Consider the following 24,285-nt stretch of genomic DNA (forward strand, 5'->3'; position numbering starts at 1 on the left):
AAAATGATGTCTTATATGAACACACTACTATTCGGGGTTTACCCCTATATAGCCATTACCATCCTGGTGCTCGGCACCTGGGCCCGCTATGACCAGGGGCAGTTCACCTGGAAAGCGCATTCCAGCCAAATGCTGCGCAAGAAAAACATGGTCATGGCGAGCGTCCTGTTCCACGTTGGCGTACTGGTAATCTTCTTCGGTCACCTTGTAGGTCTGCTGACACCGCACGCGTTGTATGAGCCATTCATGACCCCCGGTACCAAGCAGGTCATGGCCATTGTAGTAGGCGGCATTGCCGGTGCTATGGCGTTGGTGGGCGGCATCATGCTGGCCTGGCGGCGCCTGACCGATCCAAGAGTGCAGGCAAGCAGCAGCTTCGCTGACAATCTGGTGATTCTGATTCTCGTGGCACAGCTGGGCCTGGGGATGGCCACCATATTGCCAACTCTGGACCACCTGGATGGCAGCACTATGTTGAAATTCTCCGCCTGGGCTCAGGGGATCTTCACGCTACAAGGCGGAGTTGCCGGCTATATCGAAGACGTGCACTGGATCTACAAGACTCATATCTTCCTGGGCCTCACGATCTTTGCACTTTTCCCGTTCACCCGTCTGGTACACATGCTGAGCGTGCCTGTGGAGTACTTCGGTCGGAAATACCAGGTCGTACGTAAGCGGGCATAAGGCGCGGACGAGGCGCATTAAAGGAGAATAGTCATGCAACTGATTCCTGTAGGCGATGCAGAAAAGCCTAGAAACCAGTTCCCGCCGGTTTACGTCGGTGACACCCTGATTGACGCAGACGCGATCGCCCGGGAAATGCAGCATCATCCTGCGGAAGAGGCTGTCGAGGCTTGGCATGAGGCGGCAAAAAGTCTGGCGATTCGTGAAATCCTCCTGCAGCAGGCCGCCCGCCTGGGGCTTGAGAGCATGGCCGATGAAGAGGACCGTATTGCGGCGTTGTTGGAGCGGGAGCTGGATGTTCCCGACCTGACCGAGCAGGATTGCGAGCGCTTTTATCGGGCCAATCCGGGACGGTTCTGCAGCCCGACGTTGATGGCCGTCAGTCACATTCTGTTGGCGGCGGCGCCGGACGATGTCGAAGAGCGTCTTCGCCAGGAAGAAGCGAGCCGTCAACTGTTGTCATCGCTGCTGGATGGCCGCGCGCAATTCGGCGCGCTGGCCAAGCAGTATTCAGCCTGCGAATCCCGCCACCAGGCGGGCAGTCTTGGCAGATCAGCAAAGGCCAGACCGTCGACGAGTTCGAGCGCCCGGTGCTGTCACTCCAGGAAGGATTGCATCCGGAACTGATCGAAACCCGGTATGGCTGGCACATTGTCTACGTTGATCAACGAATTGAAGGGAAACAGCTGCCTTACGAGCACGTCAAACCCCAGATACGGCAGTATCTGAGTGAGAGTGTGACTCGCCGCGCTTTCCGCCAGTACTTGCAAGTATTGGCGGCGGAAACCGGGGTGACAGGGGTCGACCTGGAGCTGCCGGACTCGCCCTTAATGCAGTAATGGACCGATCCAAGACGGCAGTGGTCGGCGGACGAAACTCTTCTTCCGCCGACCGCTATCCCTAAGGCTGTTTTGCACCACCTTTCGCCCTTAGCATCAATTTGCGAAGTTTGGCTTGGGACACGTTCTCTCAACACCTGCCGTCGATGCGGCTGAACAACAGTTCGTTCTCTGTCTGTATGTGGGCTTTCAGGTCGTCACGAAATGCCGAGAGCCCCTGGTAGAGACGCTGCCAACTCCCGCACGCGCCTTCAGGCAGGGTCAGACCATTCGTGAGGCGTTCCAGTTCCTCCAGCGCGGCGCCGTGGTCATCGTGTTCATGTCGCATCACGGATACAGGCCCGCCAGCCATGGCAATCATGCCACGTGTAATCATCGGGAACAGGATCTTCTCCTCCTTGGCCATATGGTTCTCCAATTCATCGGCCATTTGGGTCAGGTGGGCTGACAGCCCCGCCGGGCAGTCGGTATGACCACCGTGAACCCGTTCCACCCGTTCGGAAAGCTGGATCAGTTCTGGTAACTGCTCTCGGTGGGTGTCGTGGTAACGAGTAAGGATATGTTCGATCAGCTCTTCATTGGATGCCTGGGTCATAGATTCAGTCATTGTCATGACAGTGCTCCTTGGTGGGTGTTGCAGAGAGGGGCCGTCCCTGGCCCGTTCTCCGCTGAATCAAGCGTTCAGCTCACTGACTGCGCCTTGCTCGTCTGTTTCGAAGGAGGCCGGCTTCAGATCCTGGAAGAACACCCCCTTCACCACCTGCCAGTCACCGCCAGGCGCCGACAATAAACACCACGTCGCCGACGGTTCTGACCCAGCGCAGGGTTTGCAGGATATCGCTCTGCATAAAGGCTTCGCTGCGCGCGTACCACAAGCCCTCGCTAGCGCTGGCGACAAACTGGATGATCCCGACAGGCAGCAGGCTGGTGAACAGCATCAGAACCAGGCCAATGTTCAGCCACCAGAAGCCGACCTTCATCAGGCGCTCGTCGAAGACAATGCGGGGGCGGATGTAGCGCAGGATCATCAGCGCGAAGCCCAGGGCCAGGAAGCCATAGACACCGAACAGGGCTGCGTGGGCATGGGTGGGTGTGGTGTTCAGGCCCTGGATGTAATACAGGGCGATTGGTGGGTTAATCATGAACCCGAGCACGCCCGCACCCAGCATGTTCCAGAAGGCAACCGCCACGAAGAAAGTCAGCGGCCAGCGAATGTTTTCCATCCAGGGTGCGCGGGACTTCAGGCGCCAGTTTTCCCATGCTTCGTAACCGAGAACGACCAGCGGTACCACTTCCAGAGCGCTGAAGGTTGCACCCACCGCCATCACCGGAGTGGTGGTGCCGGAGAAATACAGGTGATGGAAAGTGCCCGGCACACCGCCGAGCATGAACAGACTGGCGGATGCCAGGCTGGCTGAAGTCGCCACGGTGCGGGAAACCAGGCCCATACTGCAGAAAATGAATGCGAGGGCAGCGGTGGCGAACACCTCGAAAAACCCTTCCACCCAAAGGTGAACAATCCACCAGCGCCAGTATTCCATGATGGAAATGTGGGTGCGCTCGCCATAGAAGAAGCCCGCGCCATAGAAAAGACCGATGGCGACTACCGAGCCGTCAGGAGAGCCAGCAGGTTTTTGTCACCGGGCTGGCGCAGGGCAGGAACAATGCCGCGCAGCATCAGCACCAGCCAGAACACGATGCCCAGGAATTTGCCAATCTGCCAGAGGCGGCCTAGGTCTACGTACTCGTATCCTTGATGACCCAGCATGAAGCTCAGGTTCGCGGGCATGATTTGCGCGATTGCCAGGAAGTTGCCGATGAACGAACCAGCGACGACAGCCACTAACGCCCAGAACAAAACATCGACGCCCAGTTTCTGGAATTTCGGATCCTTTCCACCATTGATGATGGGGGCAAGGAACAGGCCAGCGGCCAAGAAGCCGGTGGCGATCCAGAACATGGCGGCCTGAATATGCCAGGTGCGCAGTAGTGAGTAGGGGAACCACTCAGAAGTGTTGATGCCGTAAAAGCTCTGGCCTTCCACCGTGTAGTGAGCGGTGGCGCCACCAAGCATAACCTGAACGGTGAACAGGCCGACTACCAACAGCAGGTATTTCCCCAGTGCTTTCTGGGAAGGCGTGAGTCCAACGGCACCGAGTGGGTCCTTGAGCGGTGCTTCCGGCTCCTCGTCCTCTTTGCGCAGGAAGGCCCAGGCCCAGATCAGACCACCCACCCCGGCGATTAGCAGGACCACACTGATTAACGACCAGACCACGTTCTCCGCGCTCGGTTTGTTGTCGATCAATGGCTCATGGGGCCAGTTATTGGTGTAAGTAACGTCGCTGTCAGGGCGCTCGGTGGCGGCAGCCCAGGCAGTCCAGAAGAAGAACTCAGTCATCTGCCGCGGCGCACGGCGCTGGGAAGAGTGTTCTCCTTCATGGCGTAGTTTTCGCGGGTAGACTGCAGTTCTGGCGCATCGCTGAACAGCCGACTGTAGTAATCAGCTGTTTGGGCAATGGCCGCCGCTCTGCGCTCGGATAGATGCAGGGTTCCGGTGGCCGCCTCGTAGGTATTGTTGCGGTACTCAGTTTTCAGGTCGTATTGCAGGGCATTTTGTTGCTGGCCGCTGAGGCTGTGCCAGTCCTGCCCGTATTCCTCCTGTGCAGCAAGCTCCAGCCAGGATTGCAGTTCCCGGTGCAGCCAGTCAGCGGTCCAATCCGGCGCCTGGTAAGCCCCGTGCCCCCAAATGGAGCCAAGCTGCATGCCACCGACGGATTGCCAGGCCGTCTGGCCGTCAAGAATGCTTTCTTCCGTCATAAGCAGGCTGCCATCGGCAGTTACTACCCTGTCCGGAATTGGCGGTGCTTCGCGGTAAACCTCTGCACCAAAATATCCTAGCAATGTGAAGGTAATCCCCACGATGCCGATTAGTAGAAACCATAGGCGTCGGTATTTGGCCATAGCCAGCTCTCCATCGTTTAAAGATGTATTAATAGTACTTCTTAAATTTGGAGAGAGTAAAGTGGAAATGAAGCAAAAAACCTTAGGTCTTTCTATTTCTAGTTCTATGAGAATTTGAACTTGACGGGTGTTCTTCCTAGCTTTACCTTAAAGATCTATTACAAATAAATGTTCTGAGATTTTCATGGAAAAATTCCTTGCTTATGCGAATTCGGTTTTGTTTTTATCGGTTATGGGGCTATTGGCTACGGCGTTACTGGCTTACCCTTTCGCTGACCAACTGAACTTAGGCTGGCTGGTTCTTGCTCACATTGGGACATTGCTATTTGCGATTAGTATCAAAATTTCCTACGTGGCCCGACTGGTTTTTCTTGGCCGACTGGGTAGGCCGATGCACTGAGGAAGGAAAGCAACGATGCGGCCATCGCCTGTTTTAAGATGGACTTTGGGGAGATCATTTGGGTGAGAATTGTATTTATTGCTCTGGCCTATCTTTCCGTGATCATCGCTGCGGCAGGAGTGATATTGCCGCTATTGCCGACCACGCCTTTTGTCTTGCTGGCTGCATTTTTTGCCAGCAAAGGGTCGCCCGGGTTCGCTCAATGGCTTGAACACCACCCAAAGTTTGGTCCGATGATTGAGCGGTGGCGCACAGGAAGAGCCGTACCAACCCACGCCAAAGTGCTGGCATGCATCACCATGGTGATCAGCTGGGCCATTTTGATGGTGTTAGGGATGTCTGTCGCAGTCTTGGCGATTACAGGTTTGTTGTTCGCAGGCATTGCATCTTACCTGGTCACCCGGCCAGCCTTGTGACTTCGTGAATGACTGGAGTATGAATGCACATCACTCGTTATACGGATTTCTCTCTCCGCGTACTGATCTACCTTGCGGTTCAGGGTGATCGACTGTCTACAATCAAGGAAATTGCGGAGAGTTATGATATCTCGAAGAACCATCTGATGAAGATCGTTCACCAGCTCAATCGAAAGGGCTACATTGAGACCGTCAGGGGGAAAAACGGGGGTATGCGTTTGCAGATGGCGCCTCGCGACATCAATATTGGGATTCTGGTCCGGGAAACGGAAGAAGATCTGAACATCGTGGAGTGCTTTGCAACAAAGGATGCCTGCAAGATATCCCCGGTCTGTGGTCTGCGCGGCATGTTTGGCGAAGCGATGGACGCGTTTCTTAAAACTCTGGACCAGTACACCCTTGAGGATGTCATTCCCCGTGCCCATCGCACTCAGCTGCTGCGGATACTGCAGATTTCATAGTGTGTGAGCGATCAGTCGGTAGTTTCGTCATTGTGAATCGACTGAGTCGGAATCAGTCATAATTTGGAAGATTCGTTCATGAGCAGTTACCTGGTTCTGAAAAGTGTGCACATGACAGCTGCCTACTTAACAGTGGCTCTGTTTTCCCTACGGCTTTTGCTGGATGCAGTGGGCAAGCCCCGCTGGCGCACGACGCCACTGCGCTGGATTCCCCATGCCAATGATACGGTGTTGTTGGTCGCGGCCATCAGCCTGCTAGTCGTGACCCCCTGGATGCCCTTTGTGCACGGATGGCTGACGGCGAAGATTCTACTTTTGGTTGGCTACATTGTGCTGGCGCCTTCGCCATAAAGGAAACCTGCAGCCTGCAGGTAAGGCTGATTGCCTCGGTCCTGGCGCTGGTGCAGATCATGGCGATTTTTCATCTGGCGATTCATAAACCTTTCTAGCCTGCCCCGGTAATACCCCTTTCCATCCAGCCGAATACCCCCTCTGGGGGAGCGATCAGCGCTCCTACTCCTCGTAAAATCGACATCAGTAAAAACCTGTTTCCGCGAGGATTTACCCATGTCACACGCCTCGGCCGACGCGCCTTTCCAGCCCCTGGATATTGCAGTACTGACCGTATCCGACACCCGATCATTGGACAACGATCAGTCAGGTGACACTCTTCAGCAGCGTCTCATCGGGGCCGGGCATCAATTAAGCGAGCGGGTGCTGGTGAAAGACAACGTCTACGCCATTCGCGCCGTGGTGTCCCGTTGGATCGCCAGCGCTCAGGTGCCGGTGATCCTGGTTACCGGTGGCACGGGCTTTTCCAGTCGCGACAGCACGCCCGAAGCCTTGATGCCTTTGTTTGATAAAACCGTTGAAGGTTACGGCGAGCTCTTTCGCCATCTGTCGTTGGCTAGCATCGGCACGTCGACCATTCAGTCGCGCGCGGTCGCCGGTCTGGCCAACCGCACACTGATTTGCGCCATGCCCGGAGCGCCCAGAGCCTGTGCGCTAGCCTGGGACGAAATCATCGGGCCCCAGTTGGACATTCGTCATCGGCCCTGCAATTTCGTTGATCAGCTTATCACTGTGCCTGATGCGGCCTGCTCCACCCGGACACTGTCAGGAGTCGCGTAATGAGTGAGTGTATCTGTGATATCGAGCGTCCACGACAGGCAAGCGAAAAGGTAAAGCAGTTGATGTCGGTGGAAGACGCAAAGAGTGCGCTGGCTGACATGGCCAGAATCCTGGTGGGCCGGCAGCAGGTCCTGTTGGCCCATTGCCAGGGGCGTATCCTGGCTCGCGACCTCTACGCAGCTCAGACTGTCCCTCCCCATGACAACAGCGCCATGGACGGATATGGATTAAGTCTTGAGGACTTGCCGGAAAATCGAGTTCTTTCAGTCGCTCAGCGAGTGCCAGCTGGCGTCTTTCCCGCAGCCCATGAAAAGCGAACGGCGGTAAGGATTTTTACCGGCGCGCCAATCCCCGCAGGTGTGGATACGGTTATTCCGCAGGAACAGGTGAATCTGTTAGCCGATGGTCGGATCGAATTACAGGTGGTCCCGAAACTGGGTCAAAACATCCGGCGTGCCGGCGAGGACATCCAGGCGGGCACTCTGCTACTGGCGGCCGGTACTCGCCTTGAGGCCGCTGAAATTGGTCTTCTGGCAAGCCAGGGCATTCCAAAAGTAGAAACGTTTGTGCCGTTACGTGTAGCTGTTGTTACTACCGGCGATGAACTGGCGAAACCTGGCCAGCCCCTCGGCCCTGGCCAGATCTATGACATCAATTCATTTGCATTGCGTGGTGCCTTGGAGCGCTTGGGTTGTCAGGTGACCCAGATCGGTTTGGTTGCGGATACGCTGAGTGCTACGCGTGAGGCACTTGCCCAAGCGGCCGAGTCGCATGACCTTGTGATTACCACTGGTGGCGTCTCCGTTGGCGATGAGGATCATGTTCGGGCAGCGGTTGAGGTGTTGGGAAGTCTTCATCTCTGGGGCATTGCCATAAAACCCGGGAAGCCGTTTGCGTTCGGGCGCATTGGTCAGACTCCTTTTTTGGGCTTGCCGGGCAATCCAGCAGCTGCACTGGTGACGTTTGAGGTTTTGGCGGCGGACTTTGTTCGCCAGTTGATGGGTGGGAGAAACCGACAGGTCCAGCCGCTGCATGTGCCAGCGGGCTTCAGCCGCGCCCGAACCAACCCGCGACAGGAATATCTTCGGGTGGTGCTCAGGAACGGTGAAGGATCTCTCAAGGCTGACCTGGCGGGTTCCCAGAGTTCCGGCGTGTTGAGCGTGGCAAGCAGGGCCGATGGCTACCTGATAATTCCACCACATCAACCCATTACTGAGGGCCTGGACTATGGCTTTGTCCATCGTGACCAGTTCTATTACTGATGGTATCCCGCAGTTTGCGGATCCAGAGATCGATGACGGGCCTGCGTGGCTTTCCAGCCTACGCCATCATCCCTTGTTCAGTGAGCTCAGCAGCGACGATTTCCGTGCGCTGTGCCAGCGAATTCGGCGGATCGACATGGACAACCATGAGTTGCTCTACCGCCAGGATACCGAAGCCCAGCATTTCTATTTTGTGGTGTCAGGTCGATTAAGACTTTACCGGCTGGACTACTCAGGTCTCGAGCGGACGCTTGACAGTGTGGCTGCCGGGGATTGCGTCGCCGAAGTCATGATCTATGCCAATCCTGCTCGGTACGCCTGTTATGCAGAATCACTGAAAAGAAGCGTGATTTTAAGTATTCCGATTCAGGCCTACCGAGCATTGATCAAGGCTCATCCGGATTATGCCGAAAAAGCACTTGCGCATTACGCCGCCCGCGCGGTCTCACGGTTCCACGATCTGGAAATCATGACGGTTCAAAGTGCCCGCGATCGACTCATCCGCTACCTCCTTGATCTGTTACCCGAGGGCGCCCAGGGCGACACCGAGATCGAACTGCCATTGCCGAAATGCCTCATTGCTTCACGCCTGGCCATGCAACCAGAGACCTTCTCGCGGCAACTGAATGAGCTCAAAAACAATGGACTGGTTCGTGTTACCGGTGCTCGCCTGAGAGTACCTGATGTCTATCGACTCAAGCAGTTTGGCTGCTAGAGGTCCACAGCAATGGAAAATACGAACGTCACCCGTAAAAACCTGCCTCTGATTTACGCCTGCTCAGGTTGTTCCGATGTCGCTCAACTGGCAAATAACGCGGCAGTGAAGCTTGATCATGCCGGTTGTTTTGAGATGTCCTGCATCTCCGGAGTAGGCGGAAAAATCAAACCCCTGGTCAAGACGGCTCAATCCGGTCGGCCTATCACCGTTATTGACGGATGTCCCCTGCAATGTGCCAGAGCGTGTCTGGAAAATATCGGTGTGCGGCCCCGACGCCATATTCGCTTGTACGACTACGGATTCAAGAAGCATTACGGTCAAAGCTACGATGCCGAAACAGTTGACGCCGTTTGTCAGCTTGTTCTGAGGGGCCAGCTCTCAGACGACGTTGAACAGAAGTCCGTAGCGCCCATTAAAGAGAGAACGCATGATGATTGAGAGTTATCGAGACCTAGTTGAAGCTGCTGATACCCAATCGGAACCTCAGCGGTTTCTGTTTGTGTTCTGCGAGGCCGAATTACCCGATGATGCTTCGAGCGAGGAAAAACAACGCTTTGAAAGCGGCGTGGGCGGCGCGTTAACACCTGTTGTGTGCGTCGACAAGCTGGTTGATGAGGCACGGTCGTTTGACAGCCTGGTAGAAGAATCACAGTCAACTGGTCATCACTGGGATGTTGTATTTGTGGCGGCGCTGTCAGGACGTGCTGGGCAGTCACCAACGGCCGATGAAGCCCAGCAACCAATGCAGATGATGGTAGAGACCATTCGTCTGGGAAAGGTGGCGAACTATCTGCCGTTTTCCCGCACCGGTGAGCTATTGATGATTGGCTGAAAGCTGGTAACAAATGTGGGGCGAGACAGCGGTCTTAGCCCCCGGTCATATTCATAAAGCGCAAAATCTGCACATCACCTTGAGTATCAAAGTAATGGCGCTCCGGCTTCAGCTCCATGGCTTTAATGATGGTCTCACGGAGTTTGTCATTACTCTCTGGATAAGCTCGAAGCACCCGCCTCAGGTCTACTGAGTGCTCATTGCCGAGACACAGAAGCAGACGCCCCTCGACAGTGACGCGGACGCGATTGCAGGTGGCACAAAAATTATGTGAATGCGGTGAGATAAAGCCGACACGGATCGGGCTATCGGACATTCGGAAATAGCGTGCGGGTCCGCCCGAGTTGTCCATGGTTGGGAAGAGATCGTGGCGAGACGTTATCTGCTCACGAACCCTGTCACTGCTGAAAAAGCTTTCGCTGCGATCGTGCTCGGTGATCGTACCTAGCGGCATTTCCTCAATAAAACTGATGTCCACCTGTTTGCGACGGGCAAATTCAACCAGATCCAGAATCTCGTCATCGTTGCGGCCTCTCATGATGACGACGTTCAGCTTGATACCCTCAAAGCCTGCTTCGCTCGCCGCATCGATTCCTGCCAGCACATTTTTGAGGTGCCCTGTGCGGGTAATTTGCTTGAACCGCTGACTATCCAGAGTGTCCAGGCTGATATTGAGCCGCTTGAGACCAGCCCTACGCAGGGGGTCGGCCAGGGTGGATAACTGGTTGCCATTGGTGGTTATGCCAAAGTCCCGTAAACCCATGCTGCCTATCTCCTCGACCAGTTCGAGGATGTCTCTGCGCACCAGCGGTTCTCCGCCAGTGAGGCGAATTTTCTGGGTTCCCAGGCTCTGGAAAGTCCTCGCCAGGCGGGCAATTTCCTCAAGCGTTAACACCTGCTGGCGCGGTAGAAATGTCATGTCTTCGGCCATGCAGTAAACGCAACGAAAATCACATCGATCGGTCACCGATAAACGGACATAGTCGATGGTACGGCCAAACCGGTCTCTAAGAGGCTGAACGGAAGTGGAGTAGTGGGACATTAGATCTCCTTAACCACCAGTGACCGGAGGGAATAAAGCAAGCTCATCGCCCGGTACGACTCGATGGCCTTCACGTACCATTGAGTGGTTGACGGCCATCATCAGACGAACGTCGTCGAAAACCCGCCAAAGCTCTGGCCGTGAGCGCAGAGTTGAGAGCACTTCGGAAATCAGGACACCATCGGCGGGCACGTCGTAGGCAAGCACTTCCGTGCCGGAAAGCTCCCTTAACTGGGCGAAGAATCGAATAGTAATTGAGTGGTTCATAGCGGAATCAATTGTGAAAAGAGGCAGGGTCCATTGTTGCAAGCGATGAGCACTGGGCCGATACCCCCGTTGGGGTACCAGCGTGGTTATTTGGTGAAGGTTGTTGATAACTCGTCACCGCAAACCATCGACTCTCGGCCGCATCAAAATGCCTGCATAACGAAACAGAAAGAGGGCAAATGCCAACACCCACAAGGCAGCAGCCAACCGCAGGCCAACCGTCCAATCGATGAGGCCGAACGTGGCGGATACCCGGGTGATCGCGGCCAGGTGCACGCAAGCGAATGCGAGCACCATGCCGACCGGCAACAACAGCGCCCGGCCGGTATGCCCCAGTGCTACTCGGGAGATGACTCCGAGCACAAGACCGCCGATGACCCCGAGGCCGGCCGCATGCAACCAGGCACCAGCGGGCCAGTCGAGCAGCAAGTGGCCAGATAATAAAGCCAGGGCAACTGGTATCCACAAAAGAGAAAGGTGAAGGATCCACAACAGCGGATTGCTGGCTACCAACCAGCCTTTCCAGCCGATGATTCGGACGAGCATTAGGATGGCCGCCAGCATTGACAGTAGGCCGCTCAGCGTCTCGTAGCGGGTAAACAAGAAGGCCAAGAGAGCCAGCATGCTCACCAGACTGAGTGTGTCTAGAATGGGAACAATGCGCACAGCTGAACTGTTACGTCCTGTTTGCTTGAGCCAGCTCCGGGAAAATGCCGGAGTGATTCGCCCCCCAATAATTCCGGACAATGCCATCGCTATCACCAGTCCGCCGACGATGAACATCCGCCCATTGGTGAGAAGAAACCCTAGTTGCATGGACCACAATAATGCGAGAACGGCGAGTATTACCCATTGTCGGTGCTGACGCGCTGTCCAAATACGCCGGCCCGCGTCGAACATGACCAGAGGTATAAAAGCGAGGTTAACAACGGTTACAAGCCAATCAGGCAGATTCGCACCAGTCGCCAACATCAGTCTGCCAACGAGCCAGACTGACCAGAGTCCGAGTAACTGGGCACCGTGTAACCGTTCGGTATTGGTCCAGACGCAGACGGCCGTCAATAGAAAGCCCGCAATCGCGGCCGACAATAAGCCGAATAGCATCTCATGTTGATGCCAGAACAAGCCCGGGAGTGCGAGCGGAAGATCAATCGCGCCTGTGACAACGCCAACCCATAAGGGCACCTCGACGACAGCCATAATCGCCAGCGAAAAAAAGAAGATCCGGAAGGGATAATCAAATAACTGAGCAAAAGACAGGTCAGGAAGGACGTCGGCGTTTGAGTGCATGGAAGGGCTCCAGAATGCTAAGCGGTCGAACTAAGCTAGCCCTTATATGAAGTAAAGAAAATATATCTTTTTGAGTATTCTCTCGGCTCAAATCGATGGCGATACTTGGAGCCCAATGCCACGATCTTAAAGAGGTTGAGATGAGCTGGCTTGCTCTCAACAAGCCAGCAATGTGAGGCCCAACTTGCTTCAGTCATACTCGCGACTGCGTTGAGTGGCCGGATTAGGGGTGGGTCTTGAAACGTCCTACCAACTGCGCCAAAGCATCGGCATTGGACAGCAGAGTCTGGGCAGAAACATTACTTTCCCTGCCTTTTTCGGCGGTCTGGGCGGACTTGTCCGAGATGGTCACCAGGCGTTGGGTGATGTCTTCACAGACACTGCTTTGCTCTTCGGACGCCGACGCTACCTGCTCGTTCATTTCGTTGATTTCTCCGATCGCGGCAACAATGCGCTCAATCGACTCAACTGCCTGGGTATTGGCTTGAAGTGCTCGGTCACTGCGTTGGCTTGAGGTCCGAATGGATTCAACCGCGGCGGCTGCCTTCTTTTTGAGGCCGGTAATCATCTTGTCAATTTCTTCGGTGCTGTGGGTGGTCTTCTGCGCCAGATTTCGCACTTCGTCTGCTACTACTGAGAAGCCACGTCCGTGTTCGCCCGCCCGGGCAGCCTCGATTGCCGCATTAAGGGCAAGCAGGTTGGTTTGCTCGGCAATAGCATTGATCACTTCAAGCACGGAGTTGATGTTGTCGACGCCTTTGCCCAGTTCTTCTACTTCGTAGGCCGAAGCTCCAATGTCATTGTTTAGAGCATTCATCTCAGCGGCCGCATTGGCGACGATTTCTTTAGACTTGGCCGTGTCGCGATTGGCTTCCACTGCTGAGCTGGCCGCACCGGCCGCGCTCTGACTGATCTGATTGGCGGCTGTGGTCATCTCGGTGACCGCGGTCGCAACCTGCTCGGTTTCCGCTCCCTGTTCGTTGACCAGGGCAGAGAGATGACTTGTGTGCTGATTAATCGACTCCGCATTCTCATGGGTGCGTTTGGCATTGGCTTTGGTGTCGCGGACCAGATCAGAGAGGGTGCCGATGAAGGTGTTTATGTGATCCGCCAATTTACCCAGCTCAAAGCGGTCATTTACTTCCACTCTGGCCGTCAGGTCGGCCTCGCCGGCAGACAGGTTTTCCACTGATTTCGAAATCCGGTCGATGGGGCGGCTGATGGTGAGGCTGATGCTGTACCCGATGATGCCGGCGAGCAGGACCGCAATAGCGGCAATACCGGCAAACACGGCCTGGCTGGCGTCGAGTTCCTGTGCGCCAGCGCCTTCCAGCTTTGCCAACACGGTGCCGACGTCATCGAAGTAGAATCCTGTGCCTAGCATTATGTCCCAACGATCCAGATAGATCGCATAACCCTGCTTCGGGGAGGGTTCGGTCTCACCCGGCCTCGGGAACCAGTAGGTGTAGTAGCCCTCGCCGCTTTTGCCGGCGCGGATCAGGCCGCGAACCAGGTATTCGCCTTTTTTGTCTTTCAGGTTCCAGAAATTCTCGCCCAAGCCTTTTTCGGACTGGCCCAGGAGTACGCGATCACCCCGTTCGGTATAACCGAAAATATACCCATCTTCGCCGTACTTGAGGTTTTTCAGAATCGGCAACGCCTCTTCGAAGGAGCCTCCGTTTTCATAGATGTGCTGGATCGAGGTGTAGGCCATGTCCATGTAGTGTTTGAGCTCGTCCTTTTTAATGCCGTTGACGCTCTCCTCAACAGTTGTCATCTGGTTATCCACCAGATCCGAGGTTTGGGTGGTGAACGTCAGAAACAGCGCGCCGGCTAGCAGTAGGACAGGAACAAGCGCCAGAATGAGAAGCCGGTTACGAATGGAAATGGGCATTACTACCTCGATACGAGAAATCAGATTGAGTTATTAGCGAGTGGGGAGCGTCCATCGCCCTGGGTTGGGCTGGTTTAAGGTGGGTACCGCAGCAGACCACTGTTAGCTCTATGTGATCGACCGAAACCGCCGGACCTTTAATGCCTAAAATGTTTTTGATTGTAACTGTTCTGCTGGTCTTTGCTGACTTAGAGGTTTTGTAAAACTCGGATATTTGCTATTTTGCAAACCAGATTGGCGATAATCGCCGATCTGACATGCTAGCGGGAGAGACCGCGCTACACTCTGGTGTGGCCGGCGCCGAAGGAGCAACTGCCCCGGAAACTCTCAGGCAAACGGACCGCTAGCATGAATACTTTCCGAAGAGCTGCCGACGACTGCGTCCGTTGGCACACCGAAGGAGCAAGCCGCTGATTTCAAGGAATTGGCGCGTGAATCTCTCAGGTACCGTGACGGAAGGGGTGCTTTCTACCATGCTGTACACAGAATCCTGTGTTAACAGGCTGTGGGGAAAGGGAACCCTGGACGCCTCTTGGAGAGTTCTATGAAGCGAATTGCAGTTATCGGCGGTGGTATCACCGGTATTACCACGGCTTACACCCTGGCCAAGCGCGGCTGGATGTCACCGTTTACGAAAAGCACCGCTATGCCGCGATGGAAACGTCCTTCGCCAACGGCGGCCAGTTGTCGGCGTCCAACGCTGAGGTCTGGAACAACTGGCAGACCATCATCAAGGGCATGAAGTGGATGATGCACAGCGATGCCCCGTTGCTGGTCAATCCCAAGCCGTCCTGGCACAAATTAAGCTGGTTTGCCGAGTTCATGGCGGCAATTCCCCAGTACGAAAAGAACACCACTGAAACCGCCCGCCTGGCCATTGCCGCCCGTGAACACCTGTTCCAGTGGGCGCAGGACGAAGGCATCGATTTCGATCTGAAGAAGCAGGGCATCCTGCACATTTACCGCGACAAGGCTGGTTTTGACCACGCCTCGAACGTGTCCAAGCTGCTGGCAGCGGGTGGCCTCGAGCGCCGGCCGGTGACTCCTGAGGAAATGAAATCGATCGAGCCCACGCTGGCCGGTACTTACTACGGTGGTTTCTACACCGAGAGCGATTCCACCGGAGATATCCACAAGTTCACCAACGGCCTGGCTGACGCGATCCAGCGCCGCGGCGTTAAGACCAACTACGGCCACACCGTTACAGAACTGAGCGCAGATGCCTCCAGCGCCTGGGTTACCTCCTTTGACGGCAAAGAACAGACCCGTGAAACCTACGACGGCGTGGTGATCTGTGCCGGTGTTGGCAGCCGCGCTCTGGCGGCCAAGCTGGGTGATCGGGTCAACATCTATCCGGTTAAAGGCTATTCCATCACCGTGGAGCTGGACGACGAGGCCTCTCAGCAAGCGGCGCCGACCGTCAGCCTGCTGGATGATGCCACCAAGCTGGTCACCAGTCGTCTGGGTGATGACCGTTTCCGGGTTGCCGGTACTGCCGAGTTCAACGGCTACAATCGCAACATCCGCGACGACCGCATCAAGCCGCTGACACGTTGGGTTGAGGAATGCTTCCCCGGGGTCAGCACTCGTCGCGTGGTGCCTTGGGCTGGTCTGCGTCCCATGTTGCCGAACATGATGCCGCGCGTCGGCCCCGGCCGCCTGCCTACGGTGTTCTACAACACCGGTCACGGCCACCTGGCTGGACGCTCTCCGCCATCACAGCCGAGTTGCTGGCGGATGCGGTTGATACGGCGCCCTCAGGCGCGACCGTGAGCACGGCTCGCTAGGCTCAATCAGAACCTGACGTTCCAAGCGATTCGACAAGGAAGTCGAGCAGCATCCGGACTTTCGGAGACAGGTGACGGGTTTGGGGATAAACCGCCCAGATACCGTCATCATCCTCCCGGTAGTTTGTCAGCAGCGGCAGCAACTGCCCCGTATCCAGTGCTGTTTGCACGTAATAGTCCGGTAACTGGACGATACCAATCCCCTTCAATGCTGCATCCAGCAACGCCCTGCCACTGTCGCACCGGATGTTTCCGCTGATTCGGACATTGCGAGGTTGGCCCTGTTCCTGAAAACGCCAGTAATCCAGGTTGCCCTGCAGACAGTTGTGTTGCGCCAGTTCGGCGAGCTCTTGGGGCGCGCCGTGGGCCGAGAGGTACTGGGGCGATGCACATACATACAGGGTCCGGGATGCCAGGCGCCGGGCCATCATGCTGGAGTCCTCCAGCTTGCCGAGCCTTACGGCCAAATCATAACCCTCGCCCACCAGGTCCAGTTTCTGGTTGGTCAGGTTCATTTCGACGTCCAGTTCCGGATACTTCACCACAAACTCGTTCACCAGGGGCGCAATCCTCTTCTCACCGTATGTAATGGGTGCGGTCAGCCTGAGCTTGCCCCTTGGGGATAACTGCAGGTTGGTGATGGAGCGCTCGGCATCGTCCAGCGCATCCAGGACCTGCCGGCATTGCTGGTAGTAAATTCGGCCTGCCTCCGTAACCGATACCCGCCGCGTTGTCCGGTAGAAGAGCCGGGTGGCCAGCCGGGTTTCCAGCGCACTGACCTGCCGGCTCACCTGAGCGGTCGAGACGCCGAGTCTCCGGGCGGCCTGGGTAAAGCTCTCGGTTTCGGCGACGGCAACAAACTCGTTCACGCCTTCCCAGCGATACATGCCTGTTCTCTCCACGTCTGCTAAATCTGATGATTGTTACAGCACAGTAAAAGTAATTTGATGAGCAGGGTCATTATCAATTGATTGTGGATAAATACAATGGATGCACAAATCAGATGGCGCTAATCGCCGTCCACAAGCTACCAGCGGAGAGCGTTATGGCTGAAATCATCAAATCAAAAGCAGCAATTGCCTGGGGACCGGGCCAACCTCTGTCAGTGGAAGAGGTGGACGTCATGCCCCCAAAGGCAGGGGAAGTCAGGGTGCGTGTTGTCGCCACCGGCGTTTGCCATACCGATGCGTTTACCCTTTCTGGCGAGGATCCGGAGGGCAACTTTCCGGCTATTCTCGGCCATGAAGGCGGCGGCATCGTTGAGTCGATTGGTGAGGGTGTCACCAGTGTGCAGGTGGGTGACCACGTTATTCCGCTCTACACCCCGGAATGTGGCGAGTGCAAATTCTGCCTGTCGGGCAAGACTAATCTATGCCAGAAAATCCGCGAAACCCAGGGTAAGGGCTGATGCCCGATGGCACCTCGCGCTTTTATAAAGATGGCGAACCCATCTTCCATTACATGGGCTGCTCGACTTTCTCTGAGTACACCGTGTTGCCGGAAATTGCCTTGGCCAAGGTCAGCAAAGAGGCGCCGCTGGAAGAGGTCTGTTTGTTGGGCTGCGGCGTGACCACCGGCATGGGCGCGGTGATGAACACCGCCAAGGTAGAAGAGGGCGCCACCGTCGCCATTTTCGGTCTGGGTGGCATTGGTCTGTCTGCCATCATTGGTGCCGTCATGGCGAAAGCCAGCCGAATCATTGCCATCGACATCAACGAGAGCAAGTTCGACCTGGCCCTCCAGTTGGGCGCAACCGACTGCGTCAATCCGAAGGATTATGACAAGCCGATTCAGGAAGTCATTGTTGAGCTGACCGATGGCGGCGTGGATTATTCCTTCGAGTGCATCGGAAACGTGGATGTCATGCGGTCTGCCCTGGAATGCTGTCACAAAGGCTGGGGCGAGTCGGTGGTCATCGGTGTGGCCGGGGCCGGCCAGGAAATCTCAACCCGTCCGTTCCAGCTGGTCACCGGCCGGGTCTGGAAAGGCTCAGCGTTTGGCGGTGTCAAAGGCCGCTCTGAGCTACCGGGCATGGTTGAACGTTACCTGCAGGGCGAATTCAAGCTGAACGATTTCATTACCCACACCATGGCGCTGGATACTATCAACGACGCCTTTGAGCTGATGCATGAAGGTAAAAGCATTCGGACTGTTATCCACTTCGATCAGTGAATAGAGTGGCCGCCTGTCCTGATGGTCAGGCGGCCTATTCGTTCTCTGAGGTCAGCGAGACCTGAACAAGTTCGTGCTGCAGTTTCTTGAGAAGGTGCAGCAGGCTGACCCCGTCATCGAAACTCAAACCCTGCAGCGCCTGCTGGTAGAACTCGGTGATGGTGTCCTGCAGCTGATTCCAGAACTTCTGCCCACTGTCAGTCAGTTTCACCAGCCGGGCGCGACGGTCCTGTGGGTCCGTTATTCGAACCACATGGCCATCCCGCTCCATTCGTTTCAGAACCCCATCAAGATTCTGCCGGCTCACGTACAGGTATTCTTTCAGCTGGTTGAACGAGGTGCCATCCTCAAAACCTTCCCGTGACAACGCACCCAGCACTGCCCACTGCACCGCACTGATTCCCATCTCATTCTGAACCTGCCGCTGCAGGATGTTGCCAGTCTGGAACAGGCGAAAAAACAGCCGGTTCGGAATGCCGCCGGATTCGTTGACGATCATCTGAGCTCCTGTGTGTCCCCGGGGCTGGGATGCCTTACGTGGGTAGGTATTCGCGGGCAATAATATTCTTCATGATCTGCGCGGTGCCGTCACCTATTTGCAGACCCAGAACGTCCCGCAGACGCTGGGCAAAGGGCAGATCCTCGCCCCAGCCAGTATGGCCATGGGCCAGCAAACACTGTTTCACCACATCAAACGCCAGCTTTGGTCCCCACCACTTGTTCATGGCAGCCTCGGCGTTGTGGGGCAGGTGGCTGTCCTTCAACCAGAGCGCATGGTAGCACTGCAGGCGGGCGGCATGAACGTAAGTCTGGTATTCCGCCAGTGGGTGGGTCAGGCCCTGGAACGCCGACAGGTTCTGGCCGAAGGCGGTGCGCTCGGTCAGCCACTGCCAGGTTTCGTCCAGAGACTGCTGGGCTACCGCCAGGCACTGCAGGCCGATCAGAGCACGGCTGTAGTCAAAGCCCTGCATCACCTGTTTGAAGCCCTTTCCCTCATCACCCATCATGTGGCTGGCAGGTACCTCCACGTTGTCGAAAAAGATGGAGCCGCGGCCGATGGCGCGTTGGCCGTTGTCCTCGAATCGGGTGGTGGTGATACCCGGTGTGTCCATGGGCACTAAAAATGCGCTGATCCCGGAGGCTCTTTGTTCTACCGTTCCGGTGCGGGCAAACACCACCGCCACATCAGCCTGATCGGCCATGGAGATGGAGGTTTTTTCGCCGTTGAGCACATAGACGTCGGCCTTTTTCTCCGCTTTCAGGCGCAGGTTTGCGGCGTCGGAACCGCCGTGGGGTTCTGTCAGGGCAATGCAGGCGACTTTTTGGCCAGAAGTGATGCCGTGCAGCCACTCTTGGGCCAGATCCGGCGCCGCATGACTGGCAATAATCTGGCCGTTCAATGAAGCCAGCAGCGGAATGTAGCCGACGTTGAAATCCCCTTTGGCGATCTCTTCTATGATCAGGCCACTGGTGACACAGTCCATACCGCTGCCACCGAACTCCTCCGGCAGCTCGCCACCCAGCAGACCCATCTCACCGAGCTGGCGGATGACATCCTTTTCGATCACCCCTTCCTTGTCCCGCTTGCGGTAGCCCGGAGCCAGCACCTCGGCGCTGAAGCGGGCCACGACCTCGCGGATTGCGTTCTGTTCTTCGTTAAATCCGAAATTCATGGTGTTCTCCAGGCTTTGTCTGTGACCCGGCCGCATACAGCCACCGGGTCGGTCTGCTTACTTGTAGAATTTCCGGAAGTCCGGCTTGCGCTTTTCCTTGAATGCGTTGACGCCTTCCCTGGACTCGTCGGTGTTGTAGTACAGGCTCAGGGCCTGCATGCCGAGTGCGCCAATGCCGGCAATGTTGTCGCTGTCCGCGTTAAAGGAACGTTTGGCGATGGAGAGGGCGGTCGGGCTCTTCTCGAGGATTTCGTCACACCATTGGCGTACTTCTTCGTCTAGCTGATCTGCTGGTACCACCGCGTTCACCAGCCCCCACTCCAGGGCCTGCTCTGCCGAATACTTGCGGCACAGGTACCAGATTTCACGGGCCCGTTTTTCACCGACCACCCGCGCCAGATAGGCGGTGCCGAACCCGGGGTCGACCGAACCAACTTTCGGGCCGACCTGGCCGAATATGGCGGATTCCGAGGCAATGCTGAGATCGCAGATCACATGGAGGACATGGCCGCCGCCAATGGCGAAGCCGTTGACCCGGGCGATGACCGGCTTGGGCACCTCCCGGATCAGGCGCTGCAATTCCTCCACGGGCAAGCCGATCAGGCCTCGGCCGTCGTACTGGCCTTCGTGGGCTCCTTGGTCACCGCCAGTACAAAAGGCTTTCTCACCGGCTCCGGTAAAGACGATGACGCCGATGTCCTTGTTCCAGCCGGCCCGGTTGAAGGCATCGATCAGTTCCATGCAGGTCTGGCCGCGGAAGGCGTTGTAACGCTCCGGCCGGTTAATGGTAATAGTGGCGACGCCGTCGCTTTCGTCGTAAAGAATATCTTCGTAGGTCATGATGCAGTCTCCTGATTCGTGTAACTGGGCGCTTAGCCGGCCATGGTCAGGCCGCCGGACACGCTGATAACCTGGCCGGTGATGAAGTTGGCATCGTCACTGGCAAGCAGGGCGATAACGCCGGGGTAGTCTTCCGGTTGCGCCAGCCGCTTCATGGGTACCGCGTTGCGGAAGGCTTCCAGCAGTTTCTCCGGGTTGGGCGCGCTCTCGGCCACACCTTTAAGCAGGGCAGTGTCCGTGGGACCAGGACAAACCACGTTCAGGCACACATTTTTGGTAGCCAATTCCCGGGCCACGGTCTTGCTGAACCCCACCAGGCCAGCCTTGCAGGCGGCGTAGACGGATTCGCCGGAAGAGCCGACGCGAGCGGCATCGGAGGCGATATTGATGACCTTGCCACCGCCGGCGGCGACCATCTTCGGCAATACCACATGGTGCATGTTCAGGGCGCCAGTAAGGTTCACCGCAATCAGCTGTTCCCAGAGCTTCGGCTCGGTTTTCAGAAAGGGCATGAAGCGGTCGAAACCGGCGTTGTTCACCAGCACGGTCGGTACGCCCAGTTCGTTTTCGATAGCGGCTACAGTGTCAGTAATCGCGGCGTAATCGGTGATGTCGGCGGCGTAGGCGCGGGCCTTACCACCCGTCTCGGTGATCAGGTCTGCCGTGGCCTGGGCCGCGTTCTCATCACGGTCGAGCACGGCCACCAGGCTGCCTTCCTTGGCAAAGCGTTGGCATACGGCGCGGCCGATGCCACCACCGCCACCGGTGACGATGACTGTTTTTCCTTTCAGGCCTCTCATGATGGTTCCTCCTGTTGTTTTCGATGAGCGAATCAGCTGCGTTTGGCTGGGTCCAGGCGTACTTCTTTTGCCTGCTCGCGCAGTTTGAATTTCTGAATCTTGCCGGAGGCGGTGCGGGGCATAGCCTCAATGACCTCGAGATACTCCGGTAGGTAGCTTTTGGAGAGTTTTTCTTCGATGAGGTAATTCTTCACGTCATCCAGAGAAAGGTCGGTGGCGTTCTCGTCGAGGGTGACGTAGGCGCAAACGCGCTCACCTAGTCGCTCATCCGGGCAGCCCACCAGGGCAACATCAACGATCCCCGGGTATTTGTAGAGCAGGTTCTCCACCTCAACGACGGGGATGTTTTCGCCGCCACGGATCACCACGTCTTGGTGCGACCGGTGATGCGGATGTAGCCATCTTTATCCATGCGGGCCAGGTCGCCGGTGCTGAACCAACCCTCCTGATCCACGCCATAGAGCTCCGGGCGCTTGAGGTAGCCAACAAACAGGCTCGCGCCGCGAACCAAAAGGTTGCCCTCCTCCCCTACCGGCGCTGCGTTGCCCTTGAAGTCGGTGACTTTGATTTCCATCCAGGGCAGCACTTTGCCGTCAGACTGGCTGGCGCGTTCGGCCGGGTCTTCCGGGCAGGTCATGGTCACTGCGCCGTTTTCAGTCATGCCCCAGGCCGAGACGATTTTGGCTTGCAGTGTGTTGCTGGCCTGTTCGACCACGGCGGTTGGAATGGGGGCGCCGGCTGAGACAAAGATGCGCAATGAGTCGAGCTCGCCCTCATGCTTGGGCGCGGTTTTCACCAGGTCTGCGAGGAAGGGCGTGGACGCCATGGTGAAAGCGGGCTTTTCAGCGGCGATCACCTTGCAGACATAGTCGGCATCCCAGATATCCTGAAGGATGGCTGTGGTGCCAGGTAAACCGGCATCATCACGCCATAAAGGAAGCCGGTCTGGTGGGCCAGGGGTGAGGCCATCAGGATCTTATCGTCGGATGTCAGGTGCAGCCGTTCAGCATAAGGACGCACGTTGGAGAACAGGGTGTTGGAGGTATGCATAACGCCCTTGGGTTCGCCAGTAGTGCCGGAGGTATACAGAATCTGGATCACCTCATCGGCGCCGGGCTTACGCTCGGCAAAAAGCGCCGCAGTGTCCGTTTTTTCTTCCCATGGCGTCTCCAGAAGACGCTGTTCAAAGCTGCGGTCACCCTCGCCGCCAATCACCAGCAAGGTTTCCAGTTTCGGCAGCTCGGAGCGGATGCCATCAACCATGGCTTCGTAATCAAAGTTGCGGAAGATCTTGGGAGTGACCAACAGTCTGGCTTCGCCGTGGCCGAGCATGAAACGCAGTTCCCGCTCCCGGAAGATTGGCATCAGAGGGTTGAGAATGGCGCCGATGCGCATGCAGGCAAGGTGTAGCGCGGTGGTCTGCCACCAGTTCGGTAGCTGGCATGCCACGACATCGCCCTTATTGATGCCCATTGCGGCCAGGCCCGCGGCCATCCGCGCGACGGCATGGTTGAGCTCCTGGTAGGTGAGCGCTGTGCGGGTATCACCGGTAACCTGGAAGCCAACAATGGCATTGCGATCCGGGGTGCGGATTACTGCTTCGTCCAGGTAATCGGTAATGAGCTTGTCGTTCCATGCGCCATTACGAATCATGGCGGTGCGACGTTCCGATTGTGGGGTGATGCCAGTTTCCATGTGATTCACCTCTATTGTCGGGATTTATTGTTGTTGGCGGTTCCGTTAGCGCCAATCGCTGTTGATGTTAAAAAATACGCCTATCTCAAATAATATGTCAACATGTTGCTTTATATTTTGTGAGGGCATGAGTTTCGAGGTATCTTGCTCGCTAGGCGATTTAAAGGACCCATACCCTGAAATTATTTGGAGGCGGTAATGACTTACAACAATATCTTGCTAGAGCGCCATGACCCGGTCGCGTTGATTCGACTCAATCGTCCTAAGGTTCTCAATGCCCTGAACAGCGCTCTGATGTCGGAGCTTTCTGATCTGCTCAAAGAGCTGGAGCAGGACGACGAGGTCAGGGCAATCGTCATCACCGGTAACGAAAAGGCGTTCGCCGCCGGCGCAGACATCTCCGAGATGCAGGCGTTGGATTTTTCCCGGGCCTATCGGGAGCAATTCATTTCCTCGAACTGGGAGCAGGTCACGCGGTGCCGGAAACCGGTCATTGCCGCGGTCGCCGGTGTTGCCTTGGGTGGCGGCTGTGAACTGGCGATGATGTGTGATGTGATCATTGCCGCCGATTCGGCCCGCTTTGGTCAGCCGGAAGTGAAGCTGGGCATTCTGCCCGGGGCCGGTGGAACCCAGCGCCTTACCCGGGCCATCGGCAAGGCCAAGGCGATGGATCTGTGCCTGACTGGACGCATGATGGATGCCGAGGAGGCTGAGCGTAGTGGCCTGGTCTGTCGCATTGTGCCGGCGGCAACGCTGGTAGACGATGCCATCGCCATGGCCGGTGAGATTGCCCAAAACTCCCTGATGGCCACGATGTTCAATAAAGAGGCCGTTAACCAGGCGTTTGAGACGTCATTGGGGACGGGTGTGGATTACGAGCGTCGTCTGTTCTGGGCGAGTCTGGACACCGAAGATCGCAAGGAAGGCATGGCGGCTTTCCTGGAGAAGCGCAGCCCCCGCTGGAAGCATCGATAAGATGATTTTGTAATATTTTTTCACCAAGTGCCCGCATTGCCCGAGAAATCGGGTAAAATGCGGTCACTTAATCTGCAAAATTAAGTAATAATACGAAAATAATTAGCTTTTTCGACGCATTGACCCCTGTCGATTGCGATTAGCTA

The 24,285-nt window shown here is 56.4% G+C and carries 26 protein-coding genes, 3 pseudogenes and 1 riboswitch; of the genes and pseudogenes, 13 read left to right on the plus strand and 16 right to left on the minus strand.

The features are described 5' to 3' along the window. Positions 1–6 precede the first annotated feature (6 nt). Complete coding sequence (gene narI, locus AU14_RS14710; RefSeq protein ID WP_041344029.1) at positions 7–684, plus strand: respiratory nitrate reductase subunit gamma; 678 nt, start codon at positions 7–9, stop codon at positions 682–684. Positions 685–1,056: 372 nt separating this feature from the next. Further along, a pseudogene (locus AU14_RS22010) lies at positions 1,057–1,523 on the plus strand (peptidylprolyl isomerase). Positions 1,524–1,653: 130 nt separating this feature from the next. Here AU14_RS22010 and AU14_RS14720 read toward each other — a convergent pair. The 4 genes and pseudogenes from AU14_RS14720 to AU14_RS22020 form a co-directional block, all read right to left on the minus strand. Further along, positions 1,654–2,136, minus strand: a complete 483-nt coding sequence (locus tag AU14_RS14720; protein ID WP_201773483.1) for a hemerythrin domain-containing protein — start codon at positions 2,134–2,136, stop codon at positions 1,654–1,656. Between the two features lie 154 nt (positions 2,137–2,290). Continuing rightward, a complete protein-coding gene (locus tag AU14_RS22975) occupies positions 2,291–3,064 on the minus strand; it encodes a cbb3-type cytochrome c oxidase subunit I (protein WP_330217913.1) in 774 nt (257 codons plus the stop codon). A 62-nt stretch (positions 3,065–3,126) separates the two neighbouring features. Then, entirely contained in the window at positions 3,127–3,921 is a 795-nt protein-coding gene (locus tag AU14_RS22980; RefSeq protein ID WP_269079060.1) for a cbb3-type cytochrome c oxidase subunit I, read from the minus strand. Continuing rightward, a pseudogene (locus AU14_RS22020) lies at positions 3,895–4,484 on the minus strand (nitric-oxide reductase large subunit); the annotation flags it as partial. The pseudogene AU14_RS22020 and the gene AU14_RS22980, both read right to left, overlap by 27 nt. A gap of 462 nt (positions 4,485–4,946) precedes the next feature. Between AU14_RS22020 and AU14_RS14735 the strand changes: the two are divergent. The 8 genes from AU14_RS14735 (at position 4,947) to AU14_RS14770 (ending at position 9,704) form a co-directional block, all read left to right on the plus strand. Next, the gene (locus AU14_RS14735; RefSeq protein ID WP_236744118.1) at positions 4,947–5,300 is read left to right on the plus strand and encodes a YbaN family protein; all 354 of its coding nucleotides are present in this window, start codon (positions 4,947–4,949) and stop codon (positions 5,298–5,300) included. 23 nt (positions 5,301–5,323) lie between these two features. Next, entirely contained in the window at positions 5,324–5,761 is a 438-nt protein-coding gene (locus tag AU14_RS14740) for an RrF2 family transcriptional regulator (RefSeq protein ID WP_041341987.1), read from the plus strand. Between the two features lie 78 nt (positions 5,762–5,839). Next, complete coding sequence (locus AU14_RS14745; RefSeq protein ID WP_330217914.1) at positions 5,840–6,112, plus strand: SirB2 family protein; 273 nt, start codon at positions 5,840–5,842, stop codon at positions 6,110–6,112. A 216-nt stretch (positions 6,113–6,328) separates the two neighbouring features. Then, positions 6,329–6,892 (plus strand): molybdenum cofactor biosynthesis protein B, encoded by a 564-nt coding sequence (moaB, locus tag AU14_RS14750; RefSeq protein ID WP_041341990.1) that lies wholly within the window; start codon positions 6,329–6,331, stop codon positions 6,890–6,892. Beyond that, positions 6,892–8,154: a molybdopterin molybdotransferase MoeA gene (locus AU14_RS14755; protein ID WP_052472070.1), complete on the plus strand. Its 1,263-nt coding sequence runs from the start codon at positions 6,892–6,894 to the stop codon at positions 8,152–8,154. The genes moaB and AU14_RS14755 overlap by 1 nt, the downstream gene beginning before the upstream one ends. Beyond that, positions 8,135–8,869, plus strand: a complete 735-nt coding sequence (locus AU14_RS14760; protein WP_236744119.1) for a Crp/Fnr family transcriptional regulator — start codon at positions 8,135–8,137, stop codon at positions 8,867–8,869. The genes AU14_RS14755 and AU14_RS14760 overlap by 20 nt, the downstream gene beginning before the upstream one ends. Positions 8,870–8,881: 12 nt before the next feature. Then, on the plus strand, positions 8,882–9,310 hold the full coding sequence (locus AU14_RS14765) for a putative zinc-binding protein (RefSeq protein ID WP_041341996.1): 429 nt from the start codon (positions 8,882–8,884) through the stop codon (positions 9,308–9,310). Next, positions 9,303–9,704, plus strand: a complete 402-nt coding sequence (locus AU14_RS14770; protein WP_179944725.1) for a ribonucleotide reductase subunit alpha — start codon at positions 9,303–9,305, stop codon at positions 9,702–9,704. The genes AU14_RS14765 and AU14_RS14770 overlap by 8 nt, the downstream gene beginning before the upstream one ends. 34 nt (positions 9,705–9,738) lie before the next feature. Here AU14_RS14770 and moaA read toward each other — a convergent pair whose 3' ends face one another. The 4 genes from moaA to AU14_RS14790 form a co-directional block, all read right to left on the minus strand. After that, a complete protein-coding gene (moaA, locus tag AU14_RS14775) occupies positions 9,739–10,746 on the minus strand; it encodes a GTP 3',8-cyclase MoaA (protein ID WP_041342001.1) in 1,008 nt (335 codons plus the stop codon). Positions 10,747–10,755: 9 nt separating this feature from the next. Beyond that, positions 10,756–11,013, minus strand: a complete 258-nt coding sequence (locus tag AU14_RS14780) for a MoaD/ThiS family protein (protein WP_041342004.1) — start codon at positions 11,011–11,013, stop codon at positions 10,756–10,758. Between the two features lie 114 nt (positions 11,014–11,127). Beyond that, entirely contained in the window at positions 11,128–12,303 is a 1,176-nt protein-coding gene (locus AU14_RS14785) for an NnrS family protein (RefSeq protein WP_052472071.1), read from the minus strand. A 223-nt stretch (positions 12,304–12,526) separates the two neighbouring features. Next, complete coding sequence (locus tag AU14_RS14790; protein WP_041342007.1) at positions 12,527–14,197, minus strand: methyl-accepting chemotaxis protein; 1,671 nt, start codon at positions 14,195–14,197, stop codon at positions 12,527–12,529. A gap of 254 nt (positions 14,198–14,451) precedes the next feature. Beyond that, positions 14,452–14,550, plus strand: a riboswitch (glycine riboswitch). A gap of 139 nt (positions 14,551–14,689) precedes the next feature. Here AU14_RS14790 and AU14_RS14795 point away from each other — a divergent pair. Beyond that, entirely contained in the window at positions 14,690–15,970 is a 1,281-nt protein-coding gene (locus AU14_RS14795; RefSeq protein WP_236744120.1) for a D-amino acid dehydrogenase, read from the plus strand. A 16-nt stretch (positions 15,971–15,986) separates the two neighbouring features. On the opposite strand, the gene AU14_RS14800 is transcribed toward AU14_RS14795, so the two are convergent. Next, positions 15,987–16,871, minus strand: coding sequence for a LysR family transcriptional regulator (locus AU14_RS14800; RefSeq protein ID WP_041342010.1), 885 nt, complete (start codon positions 16,869–16,871; stop codon positions 15,987–15,989). A gap of 167 nt (positions 16,872–17,038) precedes the next feature. Between AU14_RS14800 and AU14_RS14805 the strand changes: the two are divergent. Then, positions 17,039–18,156: pseudogene (locus tag AU14_RS14805) on the plus strand (S-(hydroxymethyl)glutathione dehydrogenase/class III alcohol dehydrogenase). A gap of 34 nt (positions 18,157–18,190) precedes the next feature. Here AU14_RS14805 and AU14_RS14810 read toward each other — a convergent pair. From AU14_RS14810 to AU14_RS22990, 7 genes are read right to left on the minus strand one after another with little or no spacing between them, the layout of a single operon-like run. Next, positions 18,191–18,655, minus strand: a complete 465-nt coding sequence (locus tag AU14_RS14810) for a MarR family winged helix-turn-helix transcriptional regulator (RefSeq protein ID WP_041342013.1) — start codon at positions 18,653–18,655, stop codon at positions 18,191–18,193. A 34-nt stretch (positions 18,656–18,689) separates the two neighbouring features. Then, positions 18,690–19,829, minus strand: coding sequence for a cyclohexanecarboxyl-CoA dehydrogenase (gene aliB / locus AU14_RS14815; RefSeq protein ID WP_041344033.1), 1,140 nt, complete (start codon positions 19,827–19,829; stop codon positions 18,690–18,692). Between the two features lie 57 nt (positions 19,830–19,886). Beyond that, positions 19,887–20,669 carry an enoyl-CoA hydratase-related protein gene (locus AU14_RS14820; RefSeq protein WP_041342017.1) on the minus strand — a complete coding sequence of 261 codons (783 nt, stop codon included), beginning with the start codon at positions 20,667–20,669 and terminating at the stop codon, positions 19,887–19,889. Between the two features lie 32 nt (positions 20,670–20,701). Further along, on the minus strand, positions 20,702–21,469 hold the full coding sequence (locus AU14_RS14825) for an SDR family NAD(P)-dependent oxidoreductase (protein WP_041342020.1): 768 nt from the start codon (positions 21,467–21,469) through the stop codon (positions 20,702–20,704). Between the two features lie 32 nt (positions 21,470–21,501). Next, positions 21,502–21,837, minus strand: a complete 336-nt coding sequence (locus AU14_RS22025; protein ID WP_236744121.1) for an AMP-binding enzyme — start codon at positions 21,835–21,837, stop codon at positions 21,502–21,504. Next, positions 21,831–22,325: an AMP-binding protein gene (locus AU14_RS22985; RefSeq protein ID WP_269079061.1), complete on the minus strand. Its 495-nt coding sequence runs from the start codon at positions 22,323–22,325 to the stop codon at positions 21,831–21,833. Before AU14_RS22985 ends, AU14_RS22025 begins: the two co-directional genes overlap by 7 nt. Beyond that, on the minus strand, positions 22,322–23,164 hold the full coding sequence (locus tag AU14_RS22990) for an AMP-binding protein (RefSeq protein ID WP_269079062.1): 843 nt from the start codon (positions 23,162–23,164) through the stop codon (positions 22,322–22,324). Before AU14_RS22990 ends, AU14_RS22985 begins: the two co-directional genes overlap by 4 nt. 198 nt (positions 23,165–23,362) lie before the next feature. Here AU14_RS22990 and AU14_RS14835 point away from each other — a divergent pair, with 198 nt between their 5' ends. Then, complete coding sequence (locus AU14_RS14835; protein ID WP_041342023.1) at positions 23,363–24,139, plus strand: enoyl-CoA hydratase; 777 nt, start codon at positions 23,363–23,365, stop codon at positions 24,137–24,139. Positions 24,140–24,285 lie beyond the last annotated feature (146 nt).

The organism is Marinobacter similis (genome assembly GCF_000830985.1).
Lineage (GTDB): Bacteria > Pseudomonadota > Gammaproteobacteria > Pseudomonadales > Oleiphilaceae > Marinobacter > Marinobacter similis.

Bases quoted from the DNA above. Each gene is read 5' to 3' on its own strand.
- narI (WP_041344029.1), top strand. From the start codon at position 7: ATGTCTTATATGAACACACTACTATTCGGGGTTTACCCCTATATAGCC.
- AU14_RS14720 (WP_201773483.1), bottom strand. From the start codon at position 2,136: ATGACAATGACTGAATCTATGACCCAGGCATCCAATGAAGAGCTGATC.
- AU14_RS22975 (WP_330217913.1), bottom strand. From the start codon at position 3,064: ATGGAATACTGGCGCTGGTGGATTGTTCACCTTTGGGTGGAAGGGTTT.
- AU14_RS22980 (WP_269079060.1), bottom strand. From the start codon at position 3,921: ATGACTGAGTTCTTCTTCTGGACTGCCTGGGCTGCCGCCACCGAGCGC.
- AU14_RS14740 (WP_041341987.1), top strand. From the start codon at position 5,324: ATGCACATCACTCGTTATACGGATTTCTCTCTCCGCGTACTGATCTAC.
- AU14_RS14745 (WP_330217914.1), top strand. From the start codon at position 5,840: ATGAGCAGTTACCTGGTTCTGAAAAGTGTGCACATGACAGCTGCCTAC.
- moaB (WP_041341990.1), top strand. From the start codon at position 6,329: ATGTCACACGCCTCGGCCGACGCGCCTTTCCAGCCCCTGGATATTGCA.
- AU14_RS14755 (WP_052472070.1), top strand. From the start codon at position 6,892: ATGAGTGAGTGTATCTGTGATATCGAGCGTCCACGACAGGCAAGCGAA.
- AU14_RS14765 (WP_041341996.1), top strand. From the start codon at position 8,882: ATGGAAAATACGAACGTCACCCGTAAAAACCTGCCTCTGATTTACGCC.
- AU14_RS14770 (WP_179944725.1), top strand. From the start codon at position 9,303: ATGATTGAGAGTTATCGAGACCTAGTTGAAGCTGCTGATACCCAATCG.
- moaA (WP_041342001.1), bottom strand. From the start codon at position 10,746: ATGTCCCACTACTCCACTTCCGTTCAGCCTCTTAGAGACCGGTTTGGC.
- AU14_RS14780 (WP_041342004.1), bottom strand. From the start codon at position 11,013: ATGAACCACTCAATTACTATTCGATTCTTCGCCCAGTTAAGGGAGCTT.
- AU14_RS14785 (WP_052472071.1), bottom strand. From the start codon at position 12,303: ATGCACTCAAACGCCGACGTCCTTCCTGACCTGTCTTTTGCTCAGTTA.
- AU14_RS14790 (WP_041342007.1), bottom strand. From the start codon at position 14,197: ATGCCCATTTCCATTCGTAACCGGCTTCTCATTCTGGCGCTTGTTCCT.
- AU14_RS14800 (WP_041342010.1), bottom strand. From the start codon at position 16,871: ATGTATCGCTGGGAAGGCGTGAACGAGTTTGTTGCCGTCGCCGAAACC.
- AU14_RS14810 (WP_041342013.1), bottom strand. From the start codon at position 18,655: ATGATCGTCAACGAATCCGGCGGCATTCCGAACCGGCTGTTTTTTCGC.
- aliB (WP_041344033.1), bottom strand. From the start codon at position 19,829: ATGAATTTCGGATTTAACGAAGAACAGAACGCAATCCGCGAGGTCGTG.
- AU14_RS14820 (WP_041342017.1), bottom strand. From the start codon at position 20,669: ATGACCTACGAAGATATTCTTTACGACGAAAGCGACGGCGTCGCCACT.
- AU14_RS14825 (WP_041342020.1), bottom strand. From the start codon at position 21,469: ATGAGAGGCCTGAAAGGAAAAACAGTCATCGTCACCGGTGGCGGTGGT.
- AU14_RS22990 (WP_269079062.1), bottom strand. From the start codon at position 23,164: ATGGAAACTGGCATCACCCCACAATCGGAACGTCGCACCGCCATGATT.
- AU14_RS14835 (WP_041342023.1), top strand. From the start codon at position 23,363: ATGACTTACAACAATATCTTGCTAGAGCGCCATGACCCGGTCGCGTTG.